Here is a 14,035-nt window from a genome sequence, read left to right on the forward strand (position 1 = left end):
GTTCCTCTCAGAGGGGTTGCAGCTGGTAGGTGGAGACGGCGTTCCCGGCCAGGACGGCGTCGCGTTCGGAGGTCGAGAACCCGCTCAGGAGTTCCCGGGTGCGGGACACGACGCCGGCGTGGTCGTCGGCGAGGGTGCTGACCGGCCAGTCGGTCCCGAAGACCAGCCGGTCCGGGCCGAAGACGTCGACCAGGTGGGCGACGGCGACGGGGAGGAGTTCCTGGTGGTCCAGGGTGAAGAGCCCGGAGAGCTTGCCGACGACCTGCGGGCGGCGGGCGAGCTCGCGGACGCCCGCCTCCCAGACGCCGTAGTCCTCGGTACCCATCGGGGGTTTGGCTCCGTGGTCGAGGACGAAACGACCGTCGGGCACCGCGTCCACGAGCCTGGTCGCGGACGCGAGCTGGTCGAAGCGCACGAGCAGGTCGGTCACCAGCCCCGCACCCGCGGCCGACCGCGCACCGTCCAGCACCCCGGGACGGGCGAACCAGTCCGGGTCGGCCTCGTCCTCGACCTGGTGGCGGACCCCGACGAGGAGGTCGCCCCCCGGCCCGTCCCGGAGTTCCGCGACCTGCCCCGCGACGTCGCCGGTCGGTTCCACCCAGCCGACGACGCCGGCGACGAGCCCCTGCGACGCGGCCGCGGTCGCGAGGAACTCCTGCGTCTCGGCGAGGTCGGAGACGGTCTGGACGAGCACGGTGCGGTCCACCCCGGCCGACGCCGTCACCTGCCGCAGGTCCTGGAGGGTGAAGGGTTTCGCCAGTTCGTCCACCATCCACGGGTACGTGCGGACCGCTGGGTCCCAGAGGTGGTGGTGGGCGTCGATCACCGACGTCACGCGGCGGCCTCCGTCGGTACCGGCATCCCCGCGGGCAGCAGGCGTTCCCGCTGCAACGTCTCCCAGGCCTCCGGGGGCACCGGGGTGTCGAAGAGCGCCGCGTTGCGGGCGACCTCTGCCGGGGAACGCATCCCCAGCACGAGCGAGGCGACGCCCGGGTGCGCGGAAGCGGCCTGCACGGCCACCGCCGGCAACGTCGTCCCGTGCTCGCGGGCGACCACGGCGATCCGCCGCGCCTGCTCCAGCAGTTCCGCCGGTGCCGGTGCGTAGGCGTAGGTGGCCTCGGCCGGCGGGTCGTCGTGGGCCAGGATCCCCGACGCGAACACCCCACCGAGGACGACGGCCGTCCCTCGGCGCACCGCCGCCGGCAACAGGTCGACCAGTGCGCTGGCGTCGAGCAGGTGGTAGCACCCGGCGACGAGGACGACGTCGAGGTCGAACTCCTCGAGGAACCGGGTCGGGAGTTCCGTCTGGTTCATCCCGACGCCGACGCCGGCGATCAGTCCCTCCTCGCGCATCCGCAGGAGTTCCGGGAAGGCCCCGGCCCGGGCCTCCTCGACGTGGTCGTCGGGGTCGTGCACGAGGGCGACGTCGATGCGGTCCAGCCCGAGACGTTCCAGGCTCTCCTCCACCGACCTCCGCACCCCCGCCGCGGAGAAGTCCCAGACCCGCTCGAAGGCCGCGGGGACGTCGAACCCGCCCTCGTCGTCGCGCCCCCGGGCGGGTACCGGTCGCAGGAGTCGCCCCACCTTGGTCTCCAGCACGAACTCATCGCGGGGCCGCTCGCGCACCGCCGATCCCACCCGCTGCTCCGACAGCCCGAGGCCGTAGTGCGGTGCGGTGTCGACGTAGCGGATCCCGGCGTCCCAGCAGGCGTCGACGGTCGCCCGGGCGGTGTCGTCGTCGACGGCGGTGTAGAGGTTCCCGAGGGCGGCCGCGCCCAGTCCCCAGTGCCCGAGGTCCAGCACGTCACACGCTCCGCGCGGACAGACGGAGCGTGTGCATGCCACCGTCCACCGCCAGCGCGACGCCGGTGGTGGCCGAGGACCGCGGGTCGGCGAGATGGACGATCGCGTGCGCGACCTCCTCCGCGCTCACCAGGCGCCCGGTGGGCTGCCGGGCCTGCAGCGCAACCCGTTCGGCGGCCGGGTCGGCGCTGGCGTCGAGGAGGCGCTGCACCCACGGCGTGTCCGCGGTCCCCGGGTTCACGCAGTTGACCCGGATCCCGTCGGCCAGGTGGTCCGCGGCCATCGCGAGGGTGAGCGCCTGCACGGCGCCCTTGGTGGCGGAGTAGACGGCGCGCTGCGGCAGCCCCGTCCACGCCGCGATGGAGCACGTGTTCACCACGGCGGCGTGCTCGGAGGCGCGCAGGGCCGGCAGCGCGGCCCGGGTGGTGCGCACGATGCCCAGCACGTTGACGTCGAACACGCGGTGCCACTCCTCGTCGTCGTTGTCGGCGACGCTCCCGGTGGCTCCGATCCCCGCGTTGTTGACCAGGACGTCGAGCCCGCCGAGGGTCTCGACGGCCTCCGCGACCGCCGCCCGGACGGAGGCGTCGTCGGAGAGGTCGGCCACCACCGAGGTGAACCCCTCGGCGGGGTCGCGGTCGAGCACGACGACCCGCGCCCCCTCCTCCTCGAAGCGCGCGGCCGTGGCCGCGCCGATCCCCGAGGCGCCCCCGGTCACCAGCACCCGCAGTCCGTCCATCCCGCTCACGCCGGTACCTCCGTCGTGACGGGGCGCCACTCGGCGCCGTCCGGGAAGGCGAAGTGCTGCAGGGTCTCCGGGTGGATCTCCGCGCTGAAACCGGGGTTCCGCGGTGCGTGGTAGCACCCGCCGGAGACGTCGACGGGGTCGACGAAGTGCTCGTGCAGGTGGTCGACGTACTCGATCACCCGGTCCTGCGTGGTTCCCGCGACGGCGACGAAGTCGAACATCGACAGGTGCTGCACGAGTTCGCACAACCCCACGCCACCCGCGTGCGGGCAGACCGGGACGCCGAACTTCGCGGCGAGCAGCAGGATCGCCACGTTCTCGTTGACCCCCGCGACGCGGGCCGCGTCGATCTGCAGCACGTCGAGGGAACCGGCCTGCAGGAGCTGCTTGAAGACGATCCGGTTCTGCACGTGCTCACCCGTGGCGATCTTCACGGGGCTCACGGCCCGGCGGATCGCGGCGTGGCCGAGGACGTCGTCGGGGCTGGTCGGTTCCTCCACCCACCACGGGTCGAACGGCGCGAGCGCCCCGATCCACTCGATCGCGGGTCCGACGTCCCATCGCTGGTTGGCGTCGACGGCGATCCGCACGTCCGGTCCGACGGCCTCCCGCGCGATGCGCATCCTCCGCACGTCGTCCTCGACGTTCCCGCCGACCTTCAGCTTGATCTGGGTGAAACCCTCCTCGACGGCCTCGTGGGCGAGCCGCACGAGCTTCTCGTCGGAGTAGCCGAGCCAGCCGGGCGTCGTCGTGTAGGCGGGGAAACCACTGCGCAGCAGTTCCTCCCGGCGGGCAGCCCGCCCCGGTTCCGCGGCGCGCAGGATCTGCAGCGCGTCGTCGCGGGTCAGCGCGTCGGTCAGGTAGCGGAAGTCGACGAGCGCGACGAGCTCCTCCGGGGACATGCGCCCCAGCAGGTCCCACAACGGCAACCCCGCCCGTTTGGCCCGCAGGTCCCAGAGCGCGTTGACGACCGCGGAGATCGCCATGTGCATGACGCCCTTCTCGGGACCGAGCCAGCGCAGCTGGGAGTCGTCGACGAAGGACTTCCACGTGGCGCCCATGTCGTCGAGCACCGCGTCGACGTCACGGCCGAGGAGGTGGCCGGCGAGGGCTTCGATGGCCGCGACCTGCACGTCGTTGCCGCGGCCGATGGTGAACGCGAAACCGTGCCCCTGCAACCCGTCGGCGGCGTCGGTGCCGACGACGAGGTAGGCGGCGGAGTAGTCCGGGTCGGGGTTCATCGCGTCGGAGCCGTCGAGGTCGCGCGAGGTCGGGAAGCGGACGTCGTGCGTCGTGAACGTCGTGAACCGGGCCATCAGGCCGCCCCCACCGTCTGCCGCATGCGGCCGAGGCCGTCGATCTCGCACTCCACGACCTGCCCGGCCCGCAGGTACGGCTTGGGGTCCGGCCGCCCCAGGGCCACCCCCGCCGGGGTTCCGGTGTTGATGACGTCGCCGGCCTCGAGCACCATGAACCGGCTGAGGTAGCGAACGAGCTCACCGATCCCGAACACCAGGTCCTTCGTCGTACCGTCCTGACGGAGTTCACCGTCGACCCAGCACCGCAGGCCCAGCGACGTCGGGTCGGGCACCTCGTCGGCCGTGACGAACCACGGACCGAGCGGGTTGAACGTCTCGCAGTTCTTCCCCTTGTCCCAGGTACCGCCCCGCTCGAGCTGGAACTCCCGTTCGGAGACGTCGTGCGACACGACGTAGCCCGCGACGGCGGCCAGCCCCTCCTCGGCGGAGTCCAGGTAGCGTACCCGGCGGCCGAGGACGACCCCGAGTTCGACCTCGTAGTCGGTCTTCACGCTGCCCCGCGGGACGAGGACCTCGTCGAAGGGGCCGATCACGGTCGAGGGGACCTTGAGGAAGACGACGGGTTCTCCGGGCACCTGTGCACCGGTCTCGGCCGCGTGGTCGCGGTAGTTCAGCCCGATGCAGACGACGGCGCCCGGTCGGGGGATCGGGCTGCCCACCCGCTCCCCCGCGACGTCGGTCGGGGCGGCGTCCGCGAGGGCCGCGCGAGCCCGGACGAGGTCCTGATCGGTCCACGCGGTCCGCGGGTCGAGCACGTGCGACAGGTCCACGTGGCGGCCGTCCCCGAGCAGGGCCACGGGCCGTTCCGAACCCGGTGCTCCGATGCGCATGATCTTCATGGTTCTCCTAGTGCGTTGGTGGTTCAGCGGCCGCCGAGGCCGGACAACGCGATACCGCGTACGAGGTACTTCTGCAGGACGAGGACGAGCAGCACCGTCGGGGCCATGGAGATCGTCGCAGCCGCCATCAGCAGCTGCCACTCCTGCCCGTTCTGGCCGAGGAAGAGGTTGAGGCCCAGGGGGACCGTCGTCGTGGACGTGTCGTTGGTGATGATGAGGGGCCAGAGGAAGCTGTTCCAGTAGCCGATGAAGGTGAACACCGCGAGCACCGCGAAGGCCGGCGCCGCGATGGGGACGATGACCGCGGTCAGGATGCGCCAGTGACCCGCCCCGTCGATCTTCGCCGCCTCCTCGAGCTCGAGGGGGATGGTGAGGAAGAACTGGCGCAGGAGGAAGGTGCCGAAGGCGGTGAAGGCCCAGGGCAGGATGAGCGCCTGGAACGAGTTCACCCAGCCGAGTTCCTTCATGATCAGGAACATCGGGACGACGACGACCTCCTGCGGCACCATGAGCGTCCCGAGGTACAGCAGGAAGACCTGCTCGCGGAACCGGAACCGGAGCCGGGCGAAGGCGTAGGCCGACATCGCCGAGGTCACCAGCGTGATGAGCGTTCCGGCGACCGCGACGAACAGGGTGTTGAGCATGAACCGTCCGAACGGCAGGTAGTTCGCGGCCTCGGAGTAGTTCCCGAAGAGCAGGTGGCCACCCAGCAGCTTCGGTGGGGTGGAGAAGACCTCACCCCCGGACTTCAGCGAACTCGCGACCATCCAGACCAGAGGCATGAGGAACAGCAGGCCGACCAGGGTCAGCAGGACCTGCGAGACGATGCGCCGACCCCGGTGGCGCGGGCGGGAGTTCAGCGGACGCGGCGAGCGCGTCCGGACGACCGGCGGGTGCGAAGTGGAGGTGTCACTGGTCATAGTGGACCCACTTCTTCTGCCCGATGAACTGGATCGCGGTCACGATCATGATGAAGACGAAGAGGACCCACGCGATCGCGGAGGCGAATCCGAGGCGGAAGAACTGGAAACCGCTCTGGTAGAGGTACATCACCAACGTCGTCGTGCTGTTGCCCGGGCCACCGCCGGTGAGGACGTAGGACTGGGTGAACACCTGGAAGCTGGAGATGAGCGTCAGCACCGTGGCGAAGAAGATGCTCGGCGACAGCAGCGGGAGGACCACGCTGAAGAAGCGGCGCACCGCTCCGGCCCCGTCGATCTCGGCCGCCTCGACGAGGTGGCTCGGCACCGCGTCGAGGGCCGCGGAGAACACCAGCAGGTTGTACCCGAACCCCTGCCAGACCGACATCATGACGACCGCGGGCATCGCCCAGGACGAGGACCCCAGGAAGTTCGGGGCGCCGACGCCGAACAGGCTCTTCATGGTCGAGTCGATCAGCCCGTTGGGAGTGAGCAGCAGACCGAAGACGACGGCGTTGCCCACCATGGGCGTCACGGCCGGGATGAAGAACAGGACGCGGTAGAACCGCCGGCCGGCGATCCGGGGGGAGATCCAGACGGCGAGGCTCATCGAGACCACGATGTTGACTGGGACGTAGAGCACGACGAAGAGCAGGGTGTTGAGGATCGCCGTGCGGAACGTGTCGTCGGTGGTGAAGAGTTCGACGTAGTTCCCGAACCCGGCGAACGACGGTGACCCCAGGACCGGCCAGTCGAAGAAGCTCATGGCCAGCGAGGCCACGACCGGGAAGAGCGTGAAGGCGATGAACCCCAGTGCCCCCGGGGCGAGGAACCCCAGGGCCGCCCGGCCGTCACCCTTCCTCAGTCCCCCGGGTGGTCTCGCCCGACGGTGCGTCTCCTCGCCGGGGACGATGACTGCTGGAACCGCCACGTCCGCCTCCTACTTGGCCTTGCCCTGGGCCTGGACCCGGGTGAGGAGGTCGTCGACCGTGCTGTCCCCGTTGAACGCCGATACCGCGTAGCGGCTGTAGGTGTCGTTCACCTGGGTCCAGGTCGCGGTCGTCTTGTAGGGGACGGAGTTCTCGATGGAGTAGTCCATGACGGCCTTGGCGTCACCGACGTCGTTGCCGTCGTACCAGGCCTGCTGCTGCGCAGTCCGGGCCGGGAACGCCCGCCCCTGCTGCCCGAGGTAGGACTCGGCGTCGGTCCCCGTGAGGATCGAGACGGCCTTGGCTGCCTTCTTCGGGTCCTTGGCTGCGGTCGAGACCCCGAAGCCCGAACCGGCCGTCTGCGTCTTCGACCCCATGGCTCCCGCGGGGACGGGTGCGATCCCGACCTCGAACTTCGCGGTCGCCTTGGCGTTGATGAGGCTCCAGGGGCCGTCGATGTTCATCATCGCGTTCCCGGCCAGGAACTGGTTGGTGGCGGCGGCCGACGAGTTCCCCGCGGGCAGCGGGGCGGCGACCTTCTCCTTCACGATGAGGTCGCGGTACCACCCCAGCGTCGTGCGCCAGGCGTCGTTGTCGACGTCGAGCTCACCGGCGTCGTCGACGGCCGCCTTCCCGGACTCGCTGAGGACGAACGGGATGACCGCGTCGATGCTCGTGCTGGCGAAGTAGCCGTACTTCCCGTCCGTGGTCAACGCCTTGGCGGCGGTCGTGAAGTCGTCGGTGGTCCAGCCCTCCGCCGGCAGCGGGAGCCCGGCGGCCTGGAACGCGGTCTTGTTGTAGAAGACCACGTAGGGGCCGAAGTCGTAGGGCAGAGCGACGAGCTTGCCGTCCACCTTGAGCCCGTCGAAGATGCTGGACTCGAACGTGTCGTCGGCGATCCCCAGGGTCTCGAGCTGGTCGTCGAGCGGGACGAGCAGCTGGGCGAACTGCGGTGCGCGCAGGGACTGCATGCCCAGCAGGTCGGCCGAGGCACCGCTGGCGGCCTGTGAGGTGAGTTTCGTCCAGTAGTCGTTCCAGGCCGCGGTCTGGAACTCCACCTTCGTCGACGGGTCGGCCTCGGTGACGAGACCGGCGACGTGCTTCCAGGCGTCGACCTCCTGGGTCGAGCCGGACCACATGAACCAGCTGAGGGCGTCACCCTCGGAACCGGAGGAACCCTGCGACCCACCACCGCAGGCCGACAGGGCGGCGAGGGCGCCCACCCCACCGGCGGCGGACAGCAGCGATCGACGGGAGAGGGAGAAGTGCGGAGCGGACATGAGAAGACTCCATGACGTCGGTGTCACCGCGGCGAAGACCGCGCGAAGCCCCGAGCTAGACCTCGGATGTCTGAAGCCTCTACCTGGTGATCGTCACTGTCAAGGGACAGTCTTGCGCCGTTCGCGTTCCGGGACATCGGATGTCTCACCGCGAATGATCGCATCGGGAAGCCGGAACGACACCGAGCGCAGGACGTCGTAGAGGAGGGTCAGCGCCTTCCAGCGCCACCGTTCACCAAAGCGGTAGTCCGCCGCGGGCACCAGCCGCAGCGCCAGGTCCGGCCGCTGCTGCAGGAGGTAGCGGCGGGCCCGCAGCGCGTGCAGCGGAGAGGAGGCGATGGCCACCCGTCCACCCCGCTGCAGCTCCCCGAGGGTGAGCTCGACGTTCTCCCAGGTGGTGCGGGCTGCGGTCTCGAGCACGATCCGGTCGGGCGGGACGGCGAGGTCGTCCCGGGCGTGCTCGGCCATCACCGCGGCCTCGCTGCGACCGTGGTCCCCCGCGAAACCGGAGAACACCAGACGCGCAGCGGGTGCGGTCCGGACGGCGATCTCGGTGCGCCAGCGCTGCAGGGGGTGCAGCGAGCCGTCACGACGGGACGGGCAGCCGAGGACGAGGACGACGTCGGGTGCGCCTCCTCCCCCGCCCGCCGGGAACCCCCGCCGCGAGGCGATCCGGTGGGCGGCCTCGACGACGAGGAACACCCCGGCACCGAGGCCGGCCGCGGTCAGCGCTGCCTGGCGTAGGACAGGACCACCGCCCCGCTGTCGAACGTGCGCGAGCCGGTCGCGTCGAAGGCCCGGACGGAGAACCCGCCGGAGAAGACCCGGATCCCGTCACCGGCGACCACGGGGTACACCTTGAGCACCAGGTCGTCGACCTCCTCGGCCAGGGCGCCGGCGAGTCGTCCACCACCGGCCAGCCAGACCCCCAGACCGTCCTCGGCCTTCAGGCTCCGGACGGTCGCGAGCGCGTCCGCGGTGCCCTCCACCGCCGGGTCCTGCGGGCTGCGCGTCGTGGACGCGACGACCTGGCGCAGGTGGGCGTAGGGACTGCCGATGCCCGCCTCGAGCGCGGGACGGTAGGTGTCCCAGCCCATCACGACGGTGTCGAAGCGGAGGTTGGGCAGCTCGTCGATCCCCATCGCCCGCCGCGCCGCGCTCGGCAGGACCTCGGGGTGCTCGGCGACCATCTGCGCGACGTGGTCCGCGCTGACGGGGAAGAAGTCGAACTCACCCGCGGGCCCGGCGATGAACCCGTCGAGGGTCGTCCCGACGTGGTAGGTGAGGCGTCGCACCCGACCACCCTCTCCTGATCACGCGGGGAGGGCAAGGACGGCCCTCACCCCTCCTGCCGGGCCAGCACCCGCCCGAGGATCGCGAGCCCTTCGCCGAACCGCTCCGGTTCCGGTCCGGAGTAGTTCACCCGCACGAACGGCCCCGCCGGTTCGGCCGGGAACCACTCGTCACCCGCCGCGACCACCACGCCCTCCGCTTCGCACTCGCGCACCAGGCGCTGGACGTCGGTGCCCTCGGGCAGCCGGGCCCACAGGTTGAGGCCACCGGCGGGGACCAGCGCCAGGTGCGCCGAGGGGACCCGGCGCTGCAGTTCCTCGACCATCAGGTCCCGCCGGGCCCGCAGGTTCCCCCGCATCGTCCGCAGGTGGGTGCGCCAGCCGGGAGCCGTCACGACCTCCAGGGCCACGGCCTGCAGGAAGGCGCTGACGTAGACCGACTCGGCGAGGCGGTCGGTGAGGATGCGCTCGCGGGCCGGTCCGCGGGCCACCAGCGCTCCCACCCGCACGGCCGGCGACACGCTCTTGGTCAGCGACCGCAGGTAGACGACGTGACCCGCGTCGTCCCGGGCGGCGACCGGCGACACCTCACCCTCGACGGCGAAGTCGTGCGCCCAGTCGTCCTCGACGAGGAAGGCGTCGTGGGCGCGCACCACGTCGAGGACCTGGTCGGCCCGTTCCGCGCTCCACCGCGCTCCGGTGGGGTTCGCGAACGTGGGCTGGGCGTAGAAGGCACGGGCGCCGGTCTCGGTGAAGGCGCGGGCCAGGTCGGCCGGGTCCGGCCCGTCGGGGCCACCCCGGACCGGGACGACGTCCACCCCCGCCTGGGCCGCGGCCAGCAGGGCACCCCAGTAGGTGGGGGACTCCACCAGCACCGGGTGCCCGGAACCCACGAGCGCCCGGAACACCGAACTGAGTCCGCTCTGGGTTCCCGGCAGGACGACGACGTCACGCGCCGCGGGCGGGGTGGTCCCGGCCGGGGTGACCGCCGCGAGTTCCCCGGCGAACCAGGAGCGCAGGTCGGGGTCGCCCGCCACCGACGACCGCGTCCACCCCGATTCGCTCCGGCCCACCCGGGCGAAGGCGTTGCGCAGCAGCCGTTCCGGCAGCAGGTCGCGGGCCGGGTAGCCGGAGTGCAGGGCGATGGCGTCCGGGTCGGCGGAGCGCATCGGCGCCGACACGGCCGGCGGTCGGGTGTGCGGGGCCCGCAGGGCCGCCGTCTGCCAGCCGTAGTCCGCCGGGCGCACGGCGGGTCGGGCCCGGACGAAGGTGCCGACCCCCGGCCGGGTCTCGATGAGGCCGGCGGTGGTCAACTGCCGGAACGCCTTCTGGACGGTCACGGGGCTCACCCCGAACCGTGCGACGAGCTCACGGTTCGACGGCAGCCGCGATCCGGGGGAGGCGGTCGCCACCCACGCGCGCAGGCTGTCGGCCACCGTGACGGTGCTATCGTCGACCATGAGCATACAGAGTAACGCTATCAAGGTTCCGCGCCAGGTGTTACCGCGTGCGCCGGCCGCCGGTGGACTGCTCTGGGGCGGCCTCGGTGTGCTCGCCTTCTCCTTCACCGTCCCCCTCACCCGCATTGCGGTGGGCGGGCTGGCCCCGTTGTTCATCGGTTCCGGGCGCGCCGTCGTGGCGGCGGTGCTCGCCGGCCTGGCCCTGCGGGTGACCCGGGCCGCGCGCCCGACCCCCCGGCAGTGGCTGCGCCTCGCGGCCGTCGCGGGCGGAGTGGTGGCCGGGTTCCCGCTGCTCACCTCCTTCGCCCTGACGAGCACCCCCGCCGTCCACGGTGCCGTGGTCATCGCCGTGCTGCCGGCCGCGACCGCGGTGATGGCCGTCCTGCGCACCGGCGAGCGACCGCCGACGACGTTCTGGGTCACCGCCGCGATCGGAGCGGCCGCCACCGTCGGCTTCGCGGCCGTGCAGGGCGGTGGGGCGGGCGGGTTGCACCACGCCGACCTGCTCCTCCTGGGGGCCGTCGCGGCCGCGGCGATCGGCTACGCCGAGGGCGGGCTGCTGGCGCGGGAACTCGGGTCGTGGCAGACGATCTCCTGGGCCCTGCTGCTGGCCTCACCGGTGATGCTCGCGCTGACCCTCGCCTCCGCGGTGAGCACTCCCCCGGCCGCCACGGCCGGGCAGTGGGCCGCCTTCGGCTACCTCGCCGTGGTGAGCACGTTCCTCGGGTTCTTCGCCTGGTACCGCGGTCTGGGCATCGGCCCGATGACCCGGGTCAGCCAGGTGCAACTGGTGCAACCCGTCCTGACCATCACCTGGGCGGCTCTGCTGCTCGGGGAACCCCTGACCGCGACGACGGCCGTGGGCGGACTCCTCGTCATCGGCTCCGCCGCCCTCGCCGTCCGCTCGCGGACCCGATCGTGACAAGCTGTCACGAGCCGATGACCGACCCGTCCACGGAACCCAGAACAGGCGCGACGATGAACTTCGAGCAGTCCGACAAACTCGCGAACGTCCTCTACGACGTGCGCGGGCCGGCCCTCAGCCGCGCGCAGCAGCTCGAGGACGCCGGACACCGGATCCTCAAGCTGAACATCGGCAACCCGGCCCCGTTCGGGTTCGAGGCTCCCGACGAACTGCTCCAGGACATGATCGCCAACCTGCCCGTCGCGCAGGGCTACAGCGACAGCAAGGGCATCCCCTCGGCCCGCCGCGCGGTCGTCCAGTCCAGCCAGCTCAAGGGCGTCCCGAACGTCGGCGTGGGCGACGTCTACATGGGCAACGGGGTCAGCGAACTCATCGTCATGGCGATGCAGGCGCTGCTCAACGACGGCGACGAGGTCCTCGTCCCCGCCCCCGACTACCCGCTGTGGACGGCGGCGGTCAGCCTGGCCGGTGGTCGCGCGGTGCACTACCTGTGCGACGAGTCGGCCGGCTGGGAACCCGACCTCGACCACCTGCGCGCGCAGGTCACCCCCCACACCAAGGCCCTCGTCGTCATCAACCCGAACAACCCCACCGGTGCGGTGTACGGGCGACCCGTCCTCGAGGGGATGCTGCAGGTGGCCCGCGAGTTCGGTCTGCTCGTCCTCTCCGACGAGATCTACGACAAGATCCTCTACGACGACGCCGTGCACGTCTCGACGGCCTCGCTCGCCCCCGACCTGCTGTGCATCACGTTCAACGGGTTGTCGAAGGCGTACCGGGTCGCGGGTTTCCGGTCCGGCTGGATGTACCTGTCGGGACCCAAGCGGCACGCACGGGGTTTCATCGAGGGACTCGACCTGCTGGCCAACATGCGCCTGTGCGCCAACGTCCCCGCGCAGTACGTCGTGCAGGCCGCGCTGTCCGGGCACCAGTCGATCAACGACCTCGTCCTGCCCGGTGGTCGCCTCGCCGAACAGGCGCACCGCACGTGGGAACTCCTCAACGAGATCCCGGGGGTGAGCTGCGTGAAACCCCGCGGCGCGCTCTACTGCTTCCCCCGCCTCGACCCGGAGGTCCACGAGGTGAAGGACGACTACCAGCTCATCGTGGACCTGCTGGAGTCCCAGCACGTCCTCGTCGTGCAGGGCACCGGGTTCAACTGGCCCAAACCCGACCACTTCCGGATCGTCACCCTCCCCCGGGTCGAGGACCTGGAGAGCGCCATCGGACGGATCGGCACGTTCCTCACCGACCGGTTGTCCTCGATGGCGTGACCGCCCCCCGACGAACCGCCCGGCGCGGCGCACGGGTCAGCCACCCGTGCGCTGCCGCCAGGCCGTGAGGGCGAGCAGCAGCACGACCGCCTGGTCGGGCACGGTCACGTCGAGCCCCGTGCACTCAGTGATGCGCCGGAGCCGGTTGAGCACGGTGTTGCGGTGGCAGAACGTCCGCTCCGCCGTCACCGCGACGGAACCCGTCGCGGTGAAGGTGTCGAGGGTCTCCAGCAGTCGGTCGCGCTCGGGTGGGGTGAGGGCGAGCAGGTCGTGCAGCACGTCGTCGGCCACGTCGTCGCGGATCGCCCCCAGCGCGCGGGCCGCGACGGCCAGCGCGTTGTCCGCGGGCCGCACCGGTCCGGTCGCCCCGGCCGGCAGCGCCCCCGCGACCTGCTGGGCCACGCGGACCGCCCGCGGCAACCGGGCCAGTCCGCGGGCCAGCGGACCGACCCCGCAGGGCACCGAGCGCAGCACCGCGGGGACGGCGGCCCGCCCCGCGGCGACCTCGTCGGCGGGCCAGGTCCCCCGGGGCCGCGTCGCCAGGACGACGGTCCCGCCGCGCCACTCGTGCAGTCGCACACCGGCGGAGTTCCCGACGAGCCCGGCCACGGCCGTGCGGGAGGGCACGAACGCGCAGAAGACGTCGTCACCGACCCCGGCGCCCAGCACCGCGGCCGCCCGGCCCAGCAGGTCTCCGTCCTCACCGTCGGAGTCCAGGAAGGCCTCGACGATGCGCCGGCGGTCCCGGTCGCGTTCGTAGGCCAGAGCGGTCGCCGCCTCGTGGTAACCGATCTGCACGTCGTTGGAGTGCTCCTCGACGGCCTGCCACAACTGCACCGGCAACGTGACCGCGGCGACCAGCGCCTCGGGCGTCAACCGGTCGGCGAGTTCCTCCCACACGACGCGGAAGTGCAACCGCGTCCCGGTGGTGACGGCCGAGAGCGGGACGTCGATCTGCGCCCGGTGCCGGCCCACCGCGTGGGAGAGCTCCACCAGACGGTCCGGGACGGGCAGGTCCACGAGCCGTCGCAGCACCCGTTCGTAGGTGTTGACCCCGTCGTCGAGGAGCCGGGCACGCTCGACGGCGCCGTCGGCGTAGGGCACGACCTCCATCAGCTGGGTGACGAAGCGTTCGGCCAGCGCGTCGACGTCGCCGAGCAGTTCCAGCAGGACCGAGCGTACGGCCGCCGTTTCGGCCGCGTTTCCGGTGCTGTGCATGTGCACACCCTAGCGAGGTGAAACCGTG

General features: G+C 71.6%; 14 protein-coding genes. 2 read left to right on the top strand and 12 right to left on the bottom strand.

Features of this window, described 5'->3' with window-relative positions:
• Window positions 1-7: 7 nt before the first annotated feature.
• The 11 genes from AC0I8G_RS13935 to AC0I8G_RS13985 all read right to left on the bottom strand — a co-directional run bounded on the left by AC0I8G_RS13935 (window position 8) and on the right by AC0I8G_RS13985 (window position 10,590).
• On the bottom strand, window positions 8-835 hold the full coding sequence (locus AC0I8G_RS13935; RefSeq protein ID WP_471730441.1) for an amidohydrolase family protein: 828 nt from the start codon (window positions 833-835) through the stop codon (window positions 8-10).
• On the bottom strand, window positions 832-1,803 hold the full coding sequence (locus AC0I8G_RS13940; protein WP_471730442.1) for an aldo/keto reductase: 972 nt from the start codon (window positions 1,801-1,803) through the stop codon (window positions 832-834). Before AC0I8G_RS13940 ends, AC0I8G_RS13935 begins: the two co-directional genes overlap by 4 nt.
• Before the next feature lies 1 nt (window position 1,804).
• Window positions 1,805-2,551 carry an SDR family NAD(P)-dependent oxidoreductase gene (locus AC0I8G_RS13945; protein WP_471730443.1) on the bottom strand — a complete coding sequence of 249 codons (747 nt, stop codon included), beginning with the start codon at window positions 2,549-2,551 and terminating at the stop codon, window positions 1,805-1,807.
• The gene (locus AC0I8G_RS13950) at window positions 2,548-3,867 is read right to left on the bottom strand and encodes an L-fuconate dehydratase (RefSeq protein WP_471730444.1); all 1,320 of its coding nucleotides are present in this window, start codon (window positions 3,865-3,867) and stop codon (window positions 2,548-2,550) included. The genes AC0I8G_RS13945 and AC0I8G_RS13950 overlap by 4 nt, the downstream gene beginning before the upstream one ends.
• A complete protein-coding gene (locus AC0I8G_RS13955) occupies window positions 3,867-4,709 on the bottom strand; it encodes a fumarylacetoacetate hydrolase family protein (protein WP_471730445.1) in 843 nt (280 codons plus the stop codon). The genes AC0I8G_RS13950 and AC0I8G_RS13955 overlap by 1 nt, the downstream gene beginning before the upstream one ends.
• Window positions 4,710-4,732: 23 nt before the next feature.
• Window positions 4,733-5,629, bottom strand: a complete 897-nt coding sequence (locus AC0I8G_RS13960; protein ID WP_471730446.1) for a carbohydrate ABC transporter permease — start codon at window positions 5,627-5,629, stop codon at window positions 4,733-4,735.
• Window positions 5,619-6,560: a carbohydrate ABC transporter permease gene (locus tag AC0I8G_RS13965; protein WP_471730447.1), complete on the bottom strand. Its 942-nt coding sequence runs from the start codon at window positions 6,558-6,560 to the stop codon at window positions 5,619-5,621. The genes AC0I8G_RS13960 and AC0I8G_RS13965 overlap by 11 nt, the downstream gene beginning before the upstream one ends.
• 9 nt (window positions 6,561-6,569) lie before the next feature.
• Window positions 6,570-7,838 (bottom strand): ABC transporter substrate-binding protein, encoded by a 1,269-nt coding sequence (locus AC0I8G_RS13970; protein WP_471730448.1) that lies wholly within the window; start codon window positions 7,836-7,838, stop codon window positions 6,570-6,572.
• Between the two features lie 99 nt (window positions 7,839-7,937).
• Window positions 7,938-8,540 (bottom strand): YdcF family protein, encoded by a 603-nt coding sequence (locus AC0I8G_RS13975; RefSeq protein WP_471730449.1) that lies wholly within the window; start codon window positions 8,538-8,540, stop codon window positions 7,938-7,940.
• A 23-nt stretch (window positions 8,541-8,563) separates the two neighbouring features.
• On the bottom strand, window positions 8,564-9,133 hold the full coding sequence (locus tag AC0I8G_RS13980) for a dihydrofolate reductase family protein (protein ID WP_471730450.1): 570 nt from the start codon (window positions 9,131-9,133) through the stop codon (window positions 8,564-8,566).
• A 44-nt stretch (window positions 9,134-9,177) separates the two neighbouring features.
• Window positions 9,178-10,590 (bottom strand): aminotransferase-like domain-containing protein, encoded by a 1,413-nt coding sequence (locus tag AC0I8G_RS13985; RefSeq protein ID WP_471730451.1) that lies wholly within the window; start codon window positions 10,588-10,590, stop codon window positions 9,178-9,180.
• Here AC0I8G_RS13985 and AC0I8G_RS13990 point away from each other — a divergent pair.
• Both AC0I8G_RS13990 and AC0I8G_RS13995 read left to right on the top strand, forming a co-directional pair.
• Window positions 10,589-11,512 (top strand): DMT family transporter, encoded by a 924-nt coding sequence (locus AC0I8G_RS13990; RefSeq protein WP_471730452.1) that lies wholly within the window; start codon window positions 10,589-10,591, stop codon window positions 11,510-11,512. The two genes, AC0I8G_RS13985 and AC0I8G_RS13990, sit on opposite strands and share 2 nt — an antisense overlap.
• 56 nt (window positions 11,513-11,568) lie before the next feature.
• On the top strand, window positions 11,569-12,789 hold the full coding sequence (locus AC0I8G_RS13995) for a pyridoxal phosphate-dependent aminotransferase (RefSeq protein WP_380261555.1): 1,221 nt from the start codon (window positions 11,569-11,571) through the stop codon (window positions 12,787-12,789).
• A 36-nt stretch (window positions 12,790-12,825) separates the two neighbouring features.
• Here the strand turns inward: AC0I8G_RS13995 and AC0I8G_RS14000 are convergent, their stop codons facing one another.
• Complete coding sequence (locus AC0I8G_RS14000; protein ID WP_471730453.1) at window positions 12,826-14,007, bottom strand: PucR family transcriptional regulator; 1,182 nt, start codon at window positions 14,005-14,007, stop codon at window positions 12,826-12,828.
• Between the last annotated feature and the right edge of the window lie 28 nt (window positions 14,008-14,035).

The sequence above is a fragment of the Kineococcus sp. AC630 genome, assembly GCF_979255925.1.

What these genes read in the sequence shown, in the direction of transcription:
- AC0I8G_RS13985 (WP_471730451.1), bottom strand. Translation starts at nt 10,590, where the DNA reads ATGGTCGACGATAGCACCGTCACGGTGGCCGACAGCCTGCGCGCGTGG.
- AC0I8G_RS13995 (WP_380261555.1), top strand. Translation starts at nt 11,569, where the DNA reads ATGAACTTCGAGCAGTCCGACAAACTCGCGAACGTCCTCTACGACGTG.
- AC0I8G_RS13950 (WP_471730444.1), bottom strand. Translation starts at nt 3,867, where the DNA reads ATGGCCCGGTTCACGACGTTCACGACGCACGACGTCCGCTTCCCGACC.
- AC0I8G_RS13955 (WP_471730445.1), bottom strand. Translation starts at nt 4,709, where the DNA reads ATGAAGATCATGCGCATCGGAGCACCGGGTTCGGAACGGCCCGTGGCC.
- AC0I8G_RS13990 (WP_471730452.1), top strand. Translation starts at nt 10,589, where the DNA reads ATGAGCATACAGAGTAACGCTATCAAGGTTCCGCGCCAGGTGTTACCG.
- AC0I8G_RS13970 (WP_471730448.1), bottom strand. Translation starts at nt 7,838, where the DNA reads ATGTCCGCTCCGCACTTCTCCCTCTCCCGTCGATCGCTGCTGTCCGCC.
- AC0I8G_RS14000 (WP_471730453.1), bottom strand. Translation starts at nt 14,007, where the DNA reads ATGCACAGCACCGGAAACGCGGCCGAAACGGCGGCCGTACGCTCGGTC.
- AC0I8G_RS13960 (WP_471730446.1), bottom strand. Translation starts at nt 5,629, where the DNA reads ATGACCAGTGACACCTCCACTTCGCACCCGCCGGTCGTCCGGACGCGC.